This is a genomic window from Paenibacillus sp. GP183 (assembly GCF_900104695.1).
Taxonomy (GTDB): domain Bacteria; phylum Bacillota; class Bacilli; order Paenibacillales; family NBRC-103111; genus Paenibacillus_AI.
In genome coordinates this window covers 3,875,420-3,893,429 of record NZ_FNSW01000001.1, presented here as the reverse complement: position 1 = coordinate 3,893,429, position 18,010 = coordinate 3,875,420, and the positions used below count along the sequence as shown (strand labels likewise).

Annotated in this window: 17 protein-coding genes, 1 other RNA gene, 1 pseudogene and 1 other annotated feature; of the genes and pseudogenes, 2 read left to right on the top strand and 17 right to left on the bottom strand. The window is 39.6% G+C overall.

The genetic code is table 11. The annotated features are described in order from the left end of the window. Positions 1–29 precede the first annotated feature (29 nt). From BLV33_RS19205 to BLV33_RS19160, 9 genes and pseudogenes are all read right to left on the bottom strand, one after another. On the bottom strand, positions 30–836 hold the full coding sequence (locus BLV33_RS19205; RefSeq protein WP_090795224.1) for a class I SAM-dependent methyltransferase: 807 nt from the start codon (positions 834–836) through the stop codon (positions 30–32). Positions 837–1,017: 181 nt separating this feature from the next. After that, entirely contained in the window at positions 1,018–1,593 is a 576-nt protein-coding gene (locus BLV33_RS19200; protein WP_090795222.1) for a hypothetical protein, read from the bottom strand. 127 nt (positions 1,594–1,720) lie between these two features. Then, a pseudogene (locus BLV33_RS19195) lies at positions 1,721–2,131 on the bottom strand (NUDIX hydrolase); the annotation flags it as partial. Between the two features lie 192 nt (positions 2,132–2,323). Beyond that, entirely contained in the window at positions 2,324–2,812 is a 489-nt protein-coding gene (locus BLV33_RS19190; protein WP_253187110.1) for a GNAT family N-acetyltransferase, read from the bottom strand. A 295-nt stretch (positions 2,813–3,107) separates the two neighbouring features. Then, entirely contained in the window at positions 3,108–6,188 is a 3,081-nt protein-coding gene (ileS, locus tag BLV33_RS19185; protein ID WP_090795219.1) for an isoleucine--tRNA ligase, read from the bottom strand. A gap of 76 nt (positions 6,189–6,264) precedes the next feature. Continuing rightward, positions 6,265–6,522, bottom strand: a binding site (T-box leader). A 153-nt stretch (positions 6,523–6,675) separates the two neighbouring features. Continuing rightward, positions 6,676–7,083 carry a VOC family protein gene (locus tag BLV33_RS19180; protein ID WP_171909112.1) on the bottom strand — a complete coding sequence of 136 codons (408 nt, stop codon included), beginning with the start codon at positions 7,081–7,083 and terminating at the stop codon, positions 6,676–6,678. A 282-nt stretch (positions 7,084–7,365) separates the two neighbouring features. Continuing rightward, a complete protein-coding gene (locus tag BLV33_RS19175) occupies positions 7,366–7,716 on the bottom strand; it encodes a VOC family protein (protein ID WP_090791123.1) in 351 nt (116 codons plus the stop codon). A 498-nt stretch (positions 7,717–8,214) separates the two neighbouring features. Next, positions 8,215–8,748 (bottom strand): P-loop nucleotide/nucleoside kinase family protein, encoded by a 534-nt coding sequence (locus BLV33_RS19170; RefSeq protein ID WP_090795215.1) that lies wholly within the window; start codon positions 8,746–8,748, stop codon positions 8,215–8,217. 631 nt (positions 8,749–9,379) lie between these two features. Beyond that, positions 9,380–9,910, bottom strand: a complete 531-nt coding sequence (locus BLV33_RS19160; protein WP_090795213.1) for a DUF6199 family natural product biosynthesis protein — start codon at positions 9,908–9,910, stop codon at positions 9,380–9,382. Positions 9,911–10,152: 242 nt separating this feature from the next. Here BLV33_RS19160 and BLV33_RS30840 point away from each other — a divergent pair, with 242 nt between their 5' ends. Continuing rightward, a complete protein-coding gene (locus tag BLV33_RS30840; protein ID WP_090795209.1) occupies positions 10,153–10,494 on the top strand; it encodes a DUF2500 domain-containing protein in 342 nt (113 codons plus the stop codon). A 226-nt stretch (positions 10,495–10,720) separates the two neighbouring features. Here the strand turns inward: BLV33_RS30840 and BLV33_RS19150 are convergent, their stop codons facing one another. Next, positions 10,721–11,653, bottom strand: a complete 933-nt coding sequence (locus BLV33_RS19150) for a zinc-binding dehydrogenase (RefSeq protein ID WP_090795207.1) — start codon at positions 11,651–11,653, stop codon at positions 10,721–10,723. A 106-nt stretch (positions 11,654–11,759) separates the two neighbouring features. Between BLV33_RS19150 and BLV33_RS19145 the strand changes: the two genes are divergently transcribed. Continuing rightward, complete coding sequence (locus tag BLV33_RS19145; RefSeq protein ID WP_090795204.1) at positions 11,760–12,155, top strand: MerR family transcriptional regulator; 396 nt, start codon at positions 11,760–11,762, stop codon at positions 12,153–12,155. 147 nt (positions 12,156–12,302) lie between these two features. Here the strand turns inward: BLV33_RS19145 and BLV33_RS19140 are convergent, their stop codons facing one another. The 7 genes from BLV33_RS19140 to ssrA all read right to left on the bottom strand — a co-directional run bounded on the left by BLV33_RS19140 (position 12,303) and on the right by ssrA (position 17,984). Continuing rightward, complete coding sequence (locus BLV33_RS19140; protein ID WP_090795201.1) at positions 12,303–12,584, bottom strand: chorismate mutase; 282 nt, start codon at positions 12,582–12,584, stop codon at positions 12,303–12,305. Positions 12,585–12,789: 205 nt separating this feature from the next. Continuing rightward, positions 12,790–13,755 (bottom strand): MBL fold metallo-hydrolase, encoded by a 966-nt coding sequence (locus tag BLV33_RS19135; RefSeq protein ID WP_090795199.1) that lies wholly within the window; start codon positions 13,753–13,755, stop codon positions 12,790–12,792. Between the two features lie 271 nt (positions 13,756–14,026). Continuing rightward, entirely contained in the window at positions 14,027–14,296 is a 270-nt protein-coding gene (locus BLV33_RS19130) for a hypothetical protein (RefSeq protein WP_090795197.1), read from the bottom strand. A 475-nt stretch (positions 14,297–14,771) separates the two neighbouring features. Further along, positions 14,772–14,927: a restriction endonuclease gene (locus BLV33_RS19125; RefSeq protein ID WP_253187253.1), complete on the bottom strand. Its 156-nt coding sequence runs from the start codon at positions 14,925–14,927 to the stop codon at positions 14,772–14,774. 535 nt (positions 14,928–15,462) lie between these two features. Continuing rightward, the gene (locus BLV33_RS19120; RefSeq protein WP_090795192.1) at positions 15,463–17,103 is read right to left on the bottom strand and encodes a hypothetical protein; all 1,641 of its coding nucleotides are present in this window, start codon (positions 17,101–17,103) and stop codon (positions 15,463–15,465) included. A 73-nt stretch (positions 17,104–17,176) separates the two neighbouring features. Beyond that, positions 17,177–17,512 (bottom strand): helix-turn-helix domain-containing protein, encoded by a 336-nt coding sequence (locus BLV33_RS19115; protein ID WP_171909201.1) that lies wholly within the window; start codon positions 17,510–17,512, stop codon positions 17,177–17,179. A 107-nt stretch (positions 17,513–17,619) separates the two neighbouring features. Then, positions 17,620–17,984: a transfer-messenger RNA gene (gene ssrA, locus BLV33_RS19110) on the bottom strand. Positions 17,985–18,010: the final 26 nt, after the last annotated feature.

Below are 18,010 nucleotides of genomic sequence, written 5' to 3'. Positions count from 1 at the left end.
TTAACGATGAAATGCCATTATATCCATTGTCAATCTTTTCGACGGGCGACATGTAGAACAGCGCCCCAATGGCGGGAAACCGACTTTTCTGGACGACTATTAAGGCGAACTCGGATTTCGTTGAAGAGTTTGTCGCGTTTCCATTCCTCCATAAGTATGTGCCCGGAAAAGGTTTCGAGGAGTTTGATGTACTCGTCAACATGATAAATGCGCTCCCAATCAAAATGTCGTATGTGAACAACCTCGAACAGGCCGCTTTTCTCAATCTCATCTCTTTGCTCGTGAAGTTCCCCAGGTCGCGGCCAATCGTTGTTGTCCACCGATTTACCTTCGCCGATGTCATAGTAAACATTTTGAATTTCACGGAAGAATGGGTCTCCACCGTCTGGAAATACGTGATCTGCGTTCCAAAATGCGAGGTGTCCGCCGGGACGAAGGACCTGCCATGCCTTATTGTACCGAACTTCGGGATCAACCCATTTCCAAGCGGTTGCAGCGAATACCAGATCAAACCCATTCTCCGCCTCCGGTTGCCAGACTTCGAAGCTCCCGTTGATTATTTCAACGTCCATTCCGACAAGGTTTTGACGGGCAACTGCAGCGAGCTCAGCGCCAAGTTCTACACACGTGATTTTAAATCCGCGCTTGGCTAACGGGAGAGTAGCCTTTCCTGTAGCACAACCCACTTCCAACAAACGATCACCTGGATTCAAATTTGTCGCATGGATTAAATCATCGAACAATTCTTCTGGGTAATCCGGACGCGCCTGCTGATAAATATTTGCAGCTTGTTCAAATGACTCGCGCAATTTTTTATTATCATTCTTCGAGTTCATAATACCTCCTTATACTCAACTTCATTTTAGATAACTTTGGGTTTCCCGATATAAAGTGATTCTGCGTTGTAATTAGGGTATCCTGCCCGTAACTTCAACGATTAAAAGAGCAGCTACCGCAGCGGCAATCTGCTCCTAGGATCATTCAACTATCGTATCCGTTAGTTCAATGTTTTTAGAGTTATTTTTTCTTGGCTAACATTTCATTTATACTGTGCATTTCAATCCGTTCTGCTTCATGTCTCTTGTCGAAGTAGTCATTCTCACCTACAATCGAAAGTTCGTCTTTTTCAAAGAAGGCTAATAACCTTTTCGCCTCGACTTTTATAGGGGCCAAATACTGTTGAAGAGCTATATGGTCGTTTTTAAGTGTTTCTAAATACTCTTCGCTCGTCGTAATAAAATACAACGCAATGTACCTCAGAAAAGTAAAACCATCACAGTAATCGTCGTACAATCTTTCCATTATTCCCAAAGACTCGTTATCATTTTGTTCCAATCTATTTAGCAAACCCAGTATTCTTTCTTGTTCAAACAAACCAAGGGAGATCAGATTTAGATTTCTAATTTGCTTTTCTGTATCTTGAAAAGCATATTTATTTTTATAGTCTCTAGAAACAAAGTCAAAATATTCTTTCTTTCCAAGAAGGTCTTCCAACTCGTCGTGACTATACAACCACTGTTCAAATTCAGATATCGGAATTTGATTCTTAATAAATCGATACATCAATCGGTGTGCTTCAATTTTATCTAACATGATATAAAGCCCCCGTAATACAAGATACTCTCATATTCATTAGAATACTCTTTACTACGCTATACTACCCGTTTAGCTGAGCGAAGCCTGGCGTGACAGCCCTTTCGGTATTTAACTAACGTCTCAATTAGCTTAAAGAATTGTAGGATTTAATGGTTTGTTTCCCTTGAAAATCGTAAGGGATTACATCTGATTCGATTAGTTTTCTTTTACCGTATTTATAATAAGGCATTTTTTGATCAGCCTCTTCGAAACCAACCCATTTTACTTCGGCTATTTCATGTGGTCGTGTAATCCTTATGTCCGTATTTTTTGCTTTTGCCTTAAAGGTTACGAATACTACATGTTCACCTTTTTCTTCAAAAAAGCACTCATTCACAGCACTTATACCCAGTAATTCAACTTCAATTCCTGTTTCTTCTCTTGCCTCTCTGATCGCGGCTGAAGACCATGATTCGTCGCTCTCTACAGCACCGCCAGGTAAAGACCAACTTGAGGAGTGAATATTCCTAACAATTAAAACCTTGTCATGCTCCTCATTTGTAAGAAGTGCTTAAGCGACATCAACTCTAAACATGGGTCTGACCCCTTCCGTCAATAGGGATAATATGGTATATTCATCATGCGTTCATTTATACCTTCTCTGTTGTTGAAATCTGCTCGATAGCTGAGGGAGGCTCAATCTTTCGGCAACCTCGTGGTCTGGTTATTTAGCTCTTGTCTCAATTAGTTAAACCTTCAGTACCATTTTCAACGATTTTAGTGTATGCCCATCTAATTGTTCTTCAAACTCGTTAAGTGTGACAAAACCTTTGGAAGCATAAAACCTTTTGCCAATAGTATTTTCTCTTTCCACTACAACGAATAAGCTTTTAATTCCGCTCAATTCTTCAATTCCTGCATTTAATAATTGACTACCAATTCCTTGTGATTGTTTTTCTGGCAGGATATAGATTGCTCCAAGTTCTGCTTCTTCGACATGTTCCTTAGACCGAAAGAAATTCGCAAATCCCTTAATTTTCCCAGCAATGTCTGCAACAAATACAACTGACCTATCCATTCTATTTTTCATCGCTGTTTCCGAATAATTCCTTTGAAGGAATGCTTCTTGAATATGTGATGGGATAATTCCTTCATATGTTTTGTTCCACGTGGTTTTTGCAACCTGTTGTAACATAGGAATATCGTCAACAATCATTCTTCTTATGATGGTTCCCAATCAATATCACACCTAACGAGTTGTTGATATTAAATGTATCACTCCCAAACAAAATTTGTCCATATTTTCCACAAATTGAATTACGCTATTCTGCCCGTTAGCTTAACGCCCCACCCAGTTTAATACTTTATTTTCCGATGTAAGTAAATCCGCTTGATTAAGAATGCGGCTAATTTTTATTGTATCGCATCCCAATATCAGAATAGGCTACCAAGTTATTCGATGGTAGACTATTCTGATATTGGATTAAAGAGTTTAAATTCATAGGAATTCTCATTAGTTTGTTCAGTGATTGTTACTCAATGAGCATACTGAAATTGTTATCCCCAAACGAAACTGATTCCATGCCTAGTTCTTTCGCGTATCTGACTCGGGACAATAATACGTTTTCCTGCAAAAGATGATCAAAACGCTTTAGAGCTGTTTTCAACTGAGTATCAACATCTAGAACAAGATTGACACGTTTTTCGATCGGCAACCCTAGCTTTTTACGATAATCCTGAATTGCACGTATTACCTCCCTAACAACACCTTCCTGTTCCAATTCTTCGGTAATTGTTGTGTTTAAGGCGATTGTCATTTGGTAACCCGATGCAGAAGCGAAGCCTACATTCGCTTGTATTTCCACAAGCAATTCATCGAGCAGGATATGCAGTGATTCACCTTCGATCGTAACATCCAGGAAACCGTTATCGATCACTATTTTCGTTTCTGAAGCGGACAATTGCTTCAAATGGGTTTGCACCGGTCCCACGAATTTGCCGTACTTTTTTCCTGCTACCTTTAAGTTTAGTTTTAAGTTGAAGCGTAAGAAGCCGATATCACTTCGTACTACTCGGATTTCTTTGACGTTGATCTCATCTTTGATGATGTCTTCGAATTGTCCAAGGTTAAATTCGCGGTCGAGCGAAATGAGCACCTCGGACAGCGGCAGGCGGGTCTTGATTCCCGTTTCATTACGAATATTGCGAGCCAATTCGACGATTTGCCTAACGGCTTCCATATCGTTCTCAAGCGTTTCATCGAGTGCCGTATCGTTCATCTTCGGATAGTCCGCCAGATGTACACTTCCTTTTCCTCTTAAATTATCGTATAGATCATCAGCTATTAGCGGTGCATACGGTGCAATCATTCGTGCGAGTGTCAGCAGAACTTCACGCAGCGTTTGATATGCCGATATTTTATCCGCGGTCAATTCGCTGCCCCAAAAACGATCGCGAGAACGTCGGATGTACCAGTTGCTCAGTTCATCGACGAATGTTTCAATTTGCTTTGCTGGGTTCAGGAAATCGTTGATCTCCAGCCCCTTCTCTACATTTTGCAAGGTGCTGCTCAATCTCGACAAAATCCAGCGATCCAATAAGTTCACAGAAATCTGCTTTGAATGCTCTTCCGGTTTATATTGATCAATCGTCGCATACAACGCATAAAAAGCATGCGTGTTATTGATCGTATCGATTACTTTTGATTTAGCTTCGGCTACGATTTGCTTTGAGAACCGTTTGCTGTTCCAAGGTGCGCTGTCAGACAACAAGGCCCACCGAAATGCATCCGTTCCAAATTCATTTATGATTTCCCAAGGGTCGATACCGTTACCTTTACTCTTGGACATTTTTTGTCCATTCTCATCGAGTACGTGCCCGGTTGATATGACAGCTTTGTAAGGGGATTTGCCATTATATAGCGTGGAGACAGCCAGCAAACTGAAGAACCAGCCTCTCGTTTGATCAATCCCTTCGCAGATCATGTCAGCAGGGTACTGCTCATGGAATAGCTCTTCATTTTCGAACGGCTGATGGTACTGGGCAAACGGCATCGAGCCACTATCGAACCAGACGTCAATCACTTCCGACGTTCTTTCCATGGAACCGCCGCAAGAACAGCGAAGCTTCACTTTATCTACGTAGGGCTTATGCAACTCAAGGCTTTCGTCTATCGGATGAACCGATTTTTCCCGGAGATCCTTATGGCTGCCCGGTGCATATTCCGATGCGCAATCTTGGCATACCCATACATTAAGTGGAGTACCCCAAAAGCGATTCCGGCTGATATTCCAATCGACGAGTTCTTCTAGAAACTTGCCGAACCGACCTTCGCGGATATGAGAAGGGTACCAGGAGATCCTGCTGTTGTTCTCGATTAGCTGCTCTTTGACTGCTGTCGTTTTGATGAACCAACTTTCGGTCGCATAATAGAGCAGCGGTGATTTGCAGCGCCAGCAAAATGGATAGCTATGTTCGTAACGTTCTTTGGAGAACAACAAGTTACGCTCGGACAAGTTTTTCACAATATCGATGTCGCAATCTTTGACAAAGCGTCCTGCAAAATCTGCGATCTGATCGGTGTAACGGCCGGCCATATTCACGACATTTACGAAATCCATTTCGTGCTGTCTGACCGTGCGATAATCATCTTCTCCATGAGCTGGAGCGATATGGACGATACCGGTACCGCTGGTGTCGCTGACATAATCCGCGTCTACGACGATATGCCCTTTATTCACATTAATATAGCCAAAAGGAGCCTCATATGGAGTGCCTACAAATTCAGAACCCTTATGCGTTGATAAGATCTCGTATTCCCCTTTCATGATCTTTTCAACAAGATTTCTTGCGACGATGTATACCTTGCCATTCTGATTTACTTTGACATAATCCAAATCTTTATTTACTGCTAAAGCAACGTTTGCAGGCAGTGTCCAAGGTGTTGTCGTCCAAGCAAGGAAATATTCATTTCCGTTTTTACTTCTGAATTTCACAGTGGCACTCAAATCTTTTACATCTTCATAGCCTTGGGCAACTTCGTGAGAACTGAGTGTTGTTTGACAATCAGGACAGTAAGGGCTTACCCGGTGGCCTTTATACAGATAACCTTTTTTATGAATTGCAGATAAAATGTGCCATACACTCTCGATATAATCGTTTGTAAGCGTAACATAAGGGTTTTCCATGTCAGTCCAGTATGCGATCGCTTCGGTCAGTTCACGCCACTGCTTCTCATATTCGAAAACACTGCTTTTGCACTTTTCTACGAATTCGGCAACTCCATATTTTTCGATTTCCTGTTTGCCGGAAATACCTAGCTTTTTCTCCACGCCTAGTTCGACAGGAAGGCCATGCGTATCCCAACCGGCTTTACGGATGACACGGTATCCTGACATAGTTTTGTAACGACCGATGAAGTCTTTAATGACGCGTCCAAGTACGTGCCCGATATGAGGCTCTCCATTTGCAGTCGGAGGCCCCTCGTAAAAGACAAAGTTCGGTTTGCCCACGCGGTTTTCAATCGATTTGCGGAATGTATCATTTTGTATCCACTGCTCCAGAACACGAAGCTCACGGGTTCTCGCTTTCTCTTTCACATCAACTTTTCTCATACATACCAACCTTTCTTAAAACAAAGTGAATTTAATTTATCGGCTAACATTGTAAAACACAAAAAAATCCCGCCCCATAAGGGACGAGATTTCATCTCGCGATACCACCCTAGTTCCGTAATGATCATGAAAGACATGATCTTACGACACCTCTTATTACGTACCATCATACGCATCCTTTATAACGGCTGGATCCCGGGTCAGCTTACTTAATTGCTTCAGCTTTCCTTCTCGGAGAGGATTTTCTGCTAAGTCTTGAACGTTGGCTTTCAGCACATGCCCAACTCTCTGGGGAACAAGGGATTAGCGTACTCTTTCTCGTCAATGAATTTATTAAGACATTCAGTTAATTCTTTTTTACACCATTGTCAATAAAATGTCAACTTTGATTGAAAACCATACAGTGAAAATGAGGCTGAACGTTGTGCTATCGTACTTCGTTAGTTTAATGTTTAATCACTAATTTATCCGACGGGTAATGATTATTTTATTGATCGTAAATTCCCGGAAAGTAAACTTCTATCATGTTTTCATCTATATCGTAGAAGACAAAGTGCGATTTGTTTTTAGGGTTTTCTTCTACTTTAACGCCCTTGTTCTTCAGTTCATCATAAAGTTTATCTTTGTATTCCAATGCTAATTGGAATACAGGATGACAGGACTCCAATTTAATGGGCTGCATGCCATCTTTATAAATTAAGCATAGAACAGGGGTTGTTGCGTTCTTTCCCATGTCATAATTGTCATTACCTTGCCCAAAATCTAAAACAACAGTATGGGCACCGCATCTCTGGAGCAATCTCATTCCGAGAACATCTTGATACCATTTAATTGATTTCTCGATATCCCTAACGTAAAAATTAATCTGAGCTAAACCTTCAAAATATTTCGTCATGAAAATTCCTCCCGAAACACTTGGTTTTAATTGAAAAGAGAGTATCATCTCAATTCATACTACCATAATTCGGAAAATGGTGTCCTGATTATTGAAATTCCCTCGCCATTCTTATACGCATAACTGCCCGTTATAGCACAGAAGGCTACCTATCCATTTCAATCGGCAGCCTTCTCCTGATGTTTATTGAGCTATAGTTATCATCCGTTAGTTAACATTTCTTATGTCGGATCAAAGAAGAAGAATCACCAACTGATTTAGTTCATGTTCCAAATTTCATTGTTATTTATATTGAATGAGTCCTAAATGCAATCCTGTTGGATCAACAATATATGCAAGGTAGAAATCCCCCAGATCCATTTTCGCTTGTACAACCTTTGCCCCGTTTTCAATTGCTTTTTCAACTGATTCATCAATTGAATTTACTTGGATTTGTATGCGAGTACCTTGCTGAAATTCAGCTGGACCTTGAGCTATCCCACCGTTTATTCCTGGTTTTTCATCGGTACCTGTTTTAGCAGAACTGTAACCCCACTGCGGTTCTGATACTTCCCATCCAAATACGGTTGAGAAAAACTTTGCTTGCAATTCCGGATTTTGACTACTTAGTTCAAACATTACTACTCGATTCATTGTTAACAACTCCATTCTTAGTAATTTAGCTTTTTTAATTCATTTCTACAAATTGTGTTTGTATCTATGGAAAATTTTAGTTTAATCATAGAACACATGTTCCATTTTGTAAATGTATTTTTTTATCTTTCTACGCTAAACTGCCCGTTAGTGCAGCGAAGGGGTGCCCTTCGGCACCCCTTTCGGTGTTTCAACTATCGTTTTCCGTTAGAAGCTTAATTATCGTTTAGATAAAGAAAAATCGGCGCACTGATCCAGTATAAGCACGTCCATAACCTCATTATTTTTTTAATGATTTCAATTCTTGTTTTAATTCTACAAGTTCGTTCTTTAACTCTTGTAAATGAGTGTTAAGATTGGAATCATTAATTGCACTACGGATGATCCAGAACAAAATAAGTGAACCAATTATAAAACCAAATACAGAAATTAGAATACCAAACATTTTATCCCCCCTAATTACTGAAGTCCTTTATTGAGCTATATGGACCTTTTTATCTAATTTTCTATAACAATTTCCCCCTCATTTCTTGGTTCTTCAAATCCATTAAGAAAGGTTGATAAAATTTCTTCAGTTATAGTAAAAGCTGCATTTGCATCAAAACGTTGGCTTCGTATCTTAAGGCGCTTTCGCAATTCATCAGGGTGTACTTTCAGATAAATAAGTCTCCATTTACCTCCAGAGTTTTCAATAAGCTGTTTAAATTCATCTCTTTCTGACCGTTGCCAAAAACTAGAGTCAACCACAACCTGTTTATTATCTTGTATTAACTTTACTAACTTATTACGTAATCTTATATGCGCTTCATCCAAATACTCCCTGTATTTTTCAGCTGGATAATCAATTGCATAGCGACCATTCGTAGACCATACTTCTTCATCAATAGAAAGACGTACGAATCCATCCTTTTCTAAATTTTGAGAGAAGGTTGTTTTTCCCGAACCAGCTATTCCACACATTAATACGACTAAAGAAGAATCACTATCTCGTTCTTGATCGATCAAATAATCAATGCTTGACTTTTCATACATATTTTAGCCCTCCTAATTATCTATCTAAAAACTCCGCTAAAAAAGTTAACTGAATTATATCACATCTGGTAAATAGATTACTCAACTATCCTGCCAGTTAGTAGTGATAAGGCTGCAGACAGAAAGAGATCCACAGCAACAGACTGTGGATCTTAATTTTATATATTTTAAAGGGGTCGAGTTTTATTATAGGCGTGGTTCATTATCGCAGTGTAAACAACTTGTTTCATTTTGATTACAAAATACTGCTGCACCTGCACATCTTCACAAAAGCTATTGTTTTTGTACGGATGTCCTTTGAGCTATCGTTTCCGTCAGCTAAGGATATAACTTACCTTGTTTAATCCAAACCCAAATACGATGAGTGCCAAACAATGCAATGAAAAGCAACAAAATCAGGACAAAAATCCAAATACTAAGCCGATTTATTTCTCTCAGTCCATTTGGTTAATTATTACAAAGCCACTAAAAAAGATGAATAGAACGTATATGAAGATATTTGGGATAATCCAGGCAACTCTTAGCTTTTGCTTGCTCATTATTTCCACCTCCGTAACGTCTATTTTTATTTTAGATGGACCGAATGCCCACAGCTAATTTGCTCCTCCACTATGTACCCGTAGTGGAACTATCAATATCCATGAGTAGAGAACCAATTTTCTAGCAAAGGACTGGAGAATACATATTCAGGATAAAAAACTTTCTCACCAATACCAATTTGATCATTTCCCATTTTAAACACTTCGATTTCCCTTCCATTATTTAAATGTATGTCGAGTTCTGCAGCAGAACTGAAACTGCTTTGTTTACGGTAATCAATAGCAGGCTTTTTCCAATTCGATTTAAGTATCCAATTTTTCAATTCATCAGCATCAATCGATGTAACAGGTTTCATCTGCAAAGTTACAGATTCAATTTGGTTATTTGCCAGGTTATCACGAATCATCTTTTCAGTGGAAGTTTCCCTATCCCCTGTCCCCGCAGTAAGAAAAATAATAATGGCAACTATGCATACTATCCCCCCTCCAATACGAAGTATAATCAAGTATGCATCTGAAGGTTCAGCATCGCGTAACTTCCAGCCAATACTGCCATACCATGCTGCCCGAGGAGCAAAAAGATTGAACAATCCTAAAAGCGCTAAAAATATTGCAAAAGCCACCAAAATATTCACCTGCTTTCTTAGGAGACATCCTCAGTTTATTATTTACTACTAACTACGTTTTGGATAAATTAGTGTTTCATCAAGATATTAATATTAATACTGAGCTATGCTGCCCGTTAGCTGAAAAAATAATTGCAAGTCGTCTTTTGTACCAGTGTCCACGATCTAAAAAGAATAATGGAAACTATTGTTATATCAGTACGTATTGTCTTATGTACTTGGAGTAACAAAAATTAGAAATGAGGAATAATAAGATGAAGTATCCAATTTTCATAACTTTAATTCCCATCATTATTATAATATTTTGCATGTTTTTATTCATAGTATTACCTAGAATTGTTAGGTGGTTTAGAAACGAATCTGCTAATTTGATTGAAACACAAGGAAAAGTTATATCCAAACGTACCAACGTTTCAAGCAGAATGTTCGGTACAAGCACTTGGTATTACATTACATTTGAATTAGAAGAAAATCGTAGGATAGAACTCCGTGTTACTGGAAACCAATTTGGACTGATCGTTGATGGTGATCACGGAAAGATTACTTATAAAGGTTCTAGATTTATTAATTTTAAAAGATAACAATTGTCTTATTTTTACTCTCCTACCCAATAAGTAAGCAGGCTGCCATTAGACGGCAGCCTGCTCTTCTTGTGCTTTATTGAGCTATCGTATCCGTTATCACAACGCAGTATCGGGAATGACTTCTGTCCCCTTCTTGGCACGAATTGTGCATTGTGACCATTAGAGTGAAAAGTATAACTTATGACCCTTATACTTCACTAACATAACCATTTGAGATGTAACATCAGGAGACAGATAGCACCGCTTTACCGGCAATACGACGGTTCAAAAGGCTCTGGGCAACCTCGGCGATTTCAGTCCAAGATGCCTCCCGATCGACTTGCGGATGCAATCGTCCTTCGGCAACCATTTCAACCAATCGGCCGAGATCTTTCGACACACCTAGCCGGTTTCCAATTCCATCATTGACAAGTACGCCATCCGGAATTGACTCCAGCCGGGCTTGCAGTGTCATTTCCGGTTCTGTTGCTGCTCCAACATTAACACAACGGCCATCCAATTCGAGAAAGGTCGAAACGGTGACCAGAGATTTTCCGCCCAACGTATCAACGATAAAATCGTAAGGCCCCGATGATTGAGCTGCAGCAACGTCTTCTCCAATGACTACTTTGTTTATCCTCATCTCTCGAAGATTCGCTGCACGTTCTTCACGACGTACAAGGGCGGTAACTGCAGCGCCTGCTTGCTGAGCGAGTTGGCAGGCAAAATGGCCTACACCGCCCGACGCTCCGGTAACCAACACTTTGCGATTGAGCAGAAAGCCGCCTTTCTCCAATGCATTTAAAGCTGTGAGACCGGCGACAGGCAGCGTCGCAGCCTGAGCAAAAGTAACATTTTCAGGAATCTCCGCCAAGAAGTTTGTTGGAACTGCCACAAGTTCCGCCCATGATCCGGAAGTGACCATTCCAAAGACTCTGGTTCCGATCGGCGGTCCCGATCCATCGGCGGCCGATTGTTCTACTACTCCCGATAGATCCCACCCTGGTCGCCACCCTGCACTTGCTCTGGTTGTAGTACGTACCTCGCCAAGATTGAGCGAGATGGCAGAAATACGGACCAGTGCTTCAGATAAAGCAGGGCGGGGCGATTCCACATCGTCAATCTTGAGACGACCTTCTACTGTAGGATCAACAACAATTGCACGAATCGTACTCATCAAGCATCTCCTTCTTTCGAACATTTTGACATAATGTTGCTCGATGTTTAGAGTATAAACTATAAAGTATACTTGAAGGTCAATACCTTTTTTTGAGGAGACTCCCATGAAAATTAATACGTTGGCTCAAAGGATAGGTTTAACGGCTCCTACCATTCGATTTTATGAGAAGGAGGGGCTACTGGATGAACGTCATGTTCGACGCGGAGAAAATAACTATCGCGATTATTGCGAGGAAGCAGTTGATCATCTTCGGATGATCAAAAAGATTCAGACCATAGGGTTTTCGATAGCAGAACTGAAAGAAGTGATCCAGGCAGACGAAGCCAATGAGCTTCCCCTGTCAAAGGTCGTTGAGCTTCTTCGTCAAAAGATGCAGGAGATCGAAAGGAAAAAAGACGAATTGGAGCAAGTTCAAACGCATCTCGCCCGAATGTTGGCAAACAAGATGGCGTTGATAGATGCAGGGAATTCAACAAGTCCGTATCGTATTTTTACTTAATGTGCCTTGCGGTCTAGTCTAATACTTTATTTTCTCAATTTATCAAGACCTAAATTTATAAAATTTAGATGAAATAAAGGGTTCCACATATTATACATGACTAATATACGGAACCCTTATGTATAACTATCGTATCCGTTAGCTTAATCATCCTTCCATTGTCACTAACTCTTGATGCCGAGAAATTACAATATCAATAATACGTCTATATATTTCAGATGAGTATTCAGGATTTAAACCATTCTGATCCGAAAGCTGAAAGATCCTCTGAAACTGTTGAGATTCACGGTTAGCATCTTGGGCATTTAGATGATACTTCGCTTTATATATTCCGACTTCTTCCGTATATTTAAACCTTTGAGCTAATAAAGCAATTATTTTTTGGTCAATTTCGTCAATGTTATTCCTCAGTTCATCTAGTTTTGTCATAAAATGCACTCCCCCCAATAGTTTTCGCACTTAGACGCTTTACGCAATAAATCGATTAGTAAGATAAAACATTATCACACATTTTAATGGACTGTAAACAGGTATGGATGTCTTTGTTCCAGACCAGCCTGTTCGTAGTGAAGAAGGCTACCGATTCATTGCTGTCGGCAGCCTTCTCCTGATGTTTATTGAGCTATTGTCTTCGTTAATCCTCTGATTTAGTGATCAAATCATAAACTATTTTCAAATTTGTCTTAAAATATGTACTAAAGTACCAGTCTTGATAAGCTTTCGGTACTAAGATATCATCGATGCTTTTCTTACTTTGAACGGTTTTCGTCACCATAGCCATTATATCGGTTATGTAACCTTTTACCTCATGAAGTTCTTTCAGTGAGCACACTTCGCCATGCCCCGGTACTATAGTTTTTACACCTAGTAGTTCGACCTGCTCCAAAATGTTTAGCCATTCCTGAGGATTTGCATAAGTCATAACCGGGTGATGCTTGGAAAGCACCAGGTCCCCCATAACGGCAATTTTGTCTTCCGGAATATACACGAATGCATCACTTTGCGTGTGACCGCCGCCAAACGTAATGAATTGCACGGTCCGATTACTACCATGAATGGTCATCTGATGATCAAAAGTTATCGTCGGCAGTGTGTATACCAGATTAGGCAGCATCTTCATGTACTCATGGTCACATGCAGTTTCCCATTCCATTTCCTTTTTTAACTTTTCATCCGTCTCTTGTTGTATTTTCTCTTCGAGTTCGTCGATAGCCTGATAAATCAGTTCCGGATTTGACAAATGCTGGGCTAACCTGTTTTTGACAAATGTAGCCATGATTTCACGTGTAGTAGATGTAGAAATAACTTGAGCAGTGGGGGTAAACACTTGATTCCCGCACGTATGATCACTGTGCCAATGCGTGTTGATTACATAAGAAACCGGGTTTCCTGTGAGGTGCTCTGCGGCTGCCTGCAAATCCTCTGCAGCCTGTATTGTCGTGAATGTATCCACGACAAGCGTTGTATCACCTAGATCAATGATTGCAGCATTCCCCAAAGAACCGGTACCAGGGACCGAAATCGCTGCAAATACACCCCCAGCAATATGATTCAACCGGAAATGCTTTGAGCCTGTGAATGTTTCTATTCTATTTTTCATGTGGTACCTCTCTCTCCTACATAAAAAGATAGTTTTATACTATCACACTTGTTTATTTCAAACTCGCCTCATTAAAGATTCCGGCCCGTTGATATGAAAAAAGAATGGGCTTAATCACGATTGGGTTTTTCATTCAAATTTGTGACCGAAAGGTCATGGATGGTTACTTCAGAAAACGAAAAAGGAGCTGCCGACATGCAGCTCCTCCACTATCGTTTCCGTTAGTGGAGCGGTCCTTTGTACAAAATAAGCCTCTAAAGGAACACATCATTTAGTTTTTCTTTGTTTTTAATATCCTCACAAAAATTACACCGACTATGATAAAAATAAAAACGACCCAAAAAGAAAACACCTCTGGATTTTCTGTAGCTGTAATCCAAAGTGGTGGGTTTTTAGCATTCCAAGAATTTTGCATATGGAGGTCAAAATGACTCTCACGATAAACAATAGCCCATATTTGATAAATTTTAGATATTACATACCCTATAACCACACCAATTAGTGCCCCCAAATAATAATGTGGGTGAATCTTTCCTAACATAAAGCACCCTCTTTTCTCAAAAGTTATTACCTTGACACTCCTCGTTACGGCATATACCAATATTACCATAAAATTACTGATAAACATTTAACACTTCTGCCCGTTAGTTGAGCAAACGGCTGCTGATCATTAGATCGGCAGCCGTTTACGCTATCGTTATCCGTTAGTGCAGCGAACTTAAATGGCACGGGTCAGTCACCCGAGTTGACTGTTGCTGCACTCGTTATGCCAAACGGCAATATATAGTGAAAATACATAAGCACCTTATCCTGTGTTTTTTGTTTTCCGCAAAACCAACTTAACTTTGAGCTGATTCTTTTGTACTGGGAAAAATGCATAAAAGAACACATTGTACGACAAGAACATGGGTGGTATAAAAGCGACGAGGTTTATCGTGATTTCATTGAATTTGGGGCTTGAAAATGGAGTACGCTTTCGGCGCATGGACTTGCTGTACAGCATCTATGCCGACATTCTACACGAAGCACTTTGCCTGGACAACCGTTCGCACGCCGTTCTTCTCAATTACGAGATCGGCGCCGTAATCACCGGCCGAAAGGGTCACTTCGGTCTTGTATCCAAGCGCCTTAAACAGCAGGCCGAGGTACAATTCAAACTGCCGGCCGTCCATCTTATCGATGTCATATATACCTGATCTGAGCAGCCGCTCATCACGTTGCTGGTTCAGAATCATTCGAACTGTAATAACTAACCCTAAAACGAGAATGTGGTATGTGCTAAGATAGAGAAAACCAACCTAACGGAGGTGTCGTATTGATTCAACTCCAAGGTGTAAAACTTCATCCGCCAGATGGTCCGATAACAAAGATCGTCAATCGAATAAACTCGCTGTACAACACAAATGAGATCACTAAAGTTTACCCCTTGTTCATAAGATGTAGGTAAACTAAAACCCAGTTTGCCGAAACTTTTCTTGAACTAAATCAATCGCAATTCCCCTTAATTCAGTGCCATTAAGTATGTCCCAGTTTATTCCGTCCATAATAATGCCAATCCTCCCCAATTTATGACTAACACTTGTAAAACATTATTTCTGTACAAGAATTAAAATAGCTTTAGCGTTAAAATGTCACAATCATCCATAACAGGAATTATTGCTTGCAATTGTATCACAACTCAGCAAGAGGAAACGTTGTTTCCTAAGTCTACTTTGAATTTTTAATCAATATTCCCACGGGAGATTTAAAGATTTTTTGATGACCATCTCGAATCTGTGACGCTTTAGTTATTACTTCCTTAGCTGACGGTGCACCAAACAAAGCAGTTGAACTTGCTGCGAGTGTAGATAATAACGGATTGCCCGTTGATGCCGCAGCAATCGAAAGTCCGCCTGATACTAACATTGAAGTAAGATCCCAACCAAAAAACTTCTTCTTCATTAACGAAAGATCTTCGATTTGTTTTTGATGACTGTCAAAAGCGTTACTTAATGTCTTGAAGACCTCATCTGTTACCTCTTTGAATGTTTCGTCAGTTGCCTCACCTATATCTTTGATGCCTTTTGCTATTAAATCTCTCAAATCATGCAATGCATTTTCTCTTCTCAAATTAATGATAGCTTGATCCGTCAATTTACCAATCATATTAAAGTTAATCTTAGTTAATGAATTACTTACTAACATTATCTTTATATCTTGATCGTTCTCTTTTGCTCTTTCTAAATCATATTCATACTTCCACAAGAGATATTGCCATGACGTAGGCGCATCAATTAAGGGTGATCCGCCGAACTTTGTAGACCGAATAACAATATCGTTCGTTTGCATCATCCGACCTAAAATACTAAATTTGAATTGACCTCCTATAGGTATATCACGGAAATAATCACCAAAATCATGATTGCTATCAGTTTGCCACTGTGAAATTTGACTTTCAGGAGTATCCTCCCAATCTGTATCAAATAATACTCTTTTGGGGTTTTTAATTGTTTGAATTAATTCATTTGAGGTTAGTATGGTCTCTAAATATTGATCGAATTCTTCTTCTGTTTTAAACGATGTGCCAAACACCTTGTTTAAGTGCGAGACGACATTTTCCTGAGAGCTTCTATCAATTAGTTTTGCAATAGTATCATCTAAATACATTTCATCAGGTGATATGATAATAATTGGGTTTTCTACATCAGCCAAAGCTAATTCTTTATATTGTAAAGCGTTAAGAGCGTGTTTGGCAAAGTAATATAAAGCCTTTTCGGGTGGCATTTTATTAAAGAATGTGCTTGTCCTTAATAATGGATCAGGAAGGATGATTGTATCTACATAAAGGCCAACATTATGTGCAATATTCTGAGTATACGAAGGAAAGATGTCACCGCCGTAAACAGACTTTATCCCTTTTAAATGTCTAATATGTGCATTAACAACTGGAGCGTAATAATCCCAAAATTCTCTTAGCCCTTGTTCCAAATGCACAAAATCCTCAATAAAAGCTTTTACCATAGAAGGTTTCTGCGACATACTAATAGCAATTAGATGAGGGTTTCCACCTTTTTTCTGCATTTCTTTAAAAGGTACTTCGAAGAAAAGATCAAGTACTTTAAAATATTCTTCTTGGGATTCCTTAAGAGGTATGGAAAGATAGTGTTCATTTTGTTTGGTCAATAAAACTCCAAGTGCTAAAGCCCTAACGTTACTATCCACTGAAGTTGGTTCTACATTAACACCATCTGGTTTATAGCGAACTTTTAACATTGATTCTAAGGTTTCTTTGCTGTTTATATGGAGTTTTCCGCTTTCAAATTGTTCTTGTAGCGTTGCCATGAGTGAATTTAATCTCTCTTGCTCCATTAAAACACCACTTTTCAAAATTATTAAATAATATTCTATATTACGAGTATACAGCTAATTAGTTTCTTTATTTTTAACTTTTTGTATATCGTTTTCCCTTTAATTCAAGAAAATCAATTACCTCTTCTTTTGCTGTACTCTGTAATTGCCTATATAAATAAATTAATTTGTCTTCATCTTCAAGGAGCTGTGTAGATACGTTTTTAGCAGTATTGTTTATTAGCCAATTCAAATCCAAATTGTACTGTTGCCCTAACTTGATAACCGTCTCAAGCGAAGGCAATATTTTCCCTGATTCAATTTCGCTTAAGTTTCCCTGCGAGATACCAATACTTTCAGAGAAATTAATTTGATTTAGCTTATGCAGTTTTCTTATATACTTTATTCGAACTCCAATTAAGTTAGGCAAAGAGTGTTTCTCCAAATGAATTCATCTCCAAATTTGTACAATATATTAATAAAAAAACACATATCCAAGCCAAGTTTTTGGCAAGAATATGCTTATGAGTTAGAACTTTATGGAGGCGAGGGGATTTGAACCCCTGTCCAAAAGCAACGCCACATAAACTTCTACGGGTGTAGTCACAGTTTTGATGTCACCCGAGCAGCGCCCCGTAACCGGCTATGCGTTGGGTCAGCCTGATTATCTTCTTACATCGACCCCAGGCGGAGACCGAACGTCGTATCCCACTATAGTTGAGCCCCTATCCTAGTCACATGGGCGATGCTAGGCAGGAGCACGCTAACAGGTTATTAAGCTGCTAAAGCGTAAGTTGGTTGTTGTTTGCCGTTTAATAGGCTTTAGCGTTGTTATAGTGGACGCGTCCCCACTACCCGCTATTCATGTTCGTACTACTCCTGTCGAATCCAATAACGCCCCCGTGTAAAAACAATTTAAAAAATCAAG

Coding starts and splice junctions, on each gene's coding strand:
- BLV33_RS19205 (WP_090795224.1), bottom strand. CDS start 836: ATGAACTCGAAGAATGATAATAAAAAATTGCGCGAGTCATTTGAACAA.
- BLV33_RS19200 (WP_090795222.1), bottom strand. CDS start 1,593: ATGTTAGATAAAATTGAAGCACACCGATTGATGTATCGATTTATTAAG.
- ileS (WP_090795219.1), bottom strand. CDS start 6,188: ATGAGAAAAGTTGATGTGAAAGAGAAAGCGAGAACCCGTGAGCTTCGT.
- BLV33_RS19180 (WP_171909112.1), bottom strand. CDS start 7,083: ATGACGAAATATTTTGAAGGTTTAGCTCAGATTAATTTTTACGTTAGG.
- BLV33_RS19175 (WP_090791123.1), bottom strand. CDS start 7,716: ATGAATCGAGTAGTAATGTTTGAACTAAGTAGTCAAAATCCGGAATTG.
- BLV33_RS19170 (WP_090795215.1), bottom strand. CDS start 8,748: ATGTATGAAAAGTCAAGCATTGATTATTTGATCGATCAAGAACGAGAT.
- BLV33_RS30840 (WP_090795209.1), top strand. CDS start 10,153: ATGAGGAATAATAAGATGAAGTATCCAATTTTCATAACTTTAATTCCC.
- BLV33_RS19150 (WP_090795207.1), bottom strand. CDS start 11,653: ATGAGTACGATTCGTGCAATTGTTGTTGATCCTACAGTAGAAGGTCGT.
- BLV33_RS19145 (WP_090795204.1), top strand. CDS start 11,760: ATGAAAATTAATACGTTGGCTCAAAGGATAGGTTTAACGGCTCCTACC.
- BLV33_RS19140 (WP_090795201.1), bottom strand. CDS start 12,584: ATGACAAAACTAGATGAACTGAGGAATAACATTGACGAAATTGACCAA.
- BLV33_RS19135 (WP_090795199.1), bottom strand. CDS start 13,755: ATGAAAAATAGAATAGAAACATTCACAGGCTCAAAGCATTTCCGGTTG.
- BLV33_RS19130 (WP_090795197.1), bottom strand. CDS start 14,296: ATGTTAGGAAAGATTCACCCACATTATTATTTGGGGGCACTAATTGGT.
- BLV33_RS19125 (WP_253187253.1), bottom strand. CDS start 14,927: ATGGACGGCCGGCAGTTTGAATTGTACCTCGGCCTGCTGTTTAAGGCG.
- BLV33_RS19120 (WP_090795192.1), bottom strand. CDS start 17,103: ATGGAGCAAGAGAGATTAAATTCACTCATGGCAACGCTACAAGAACAA.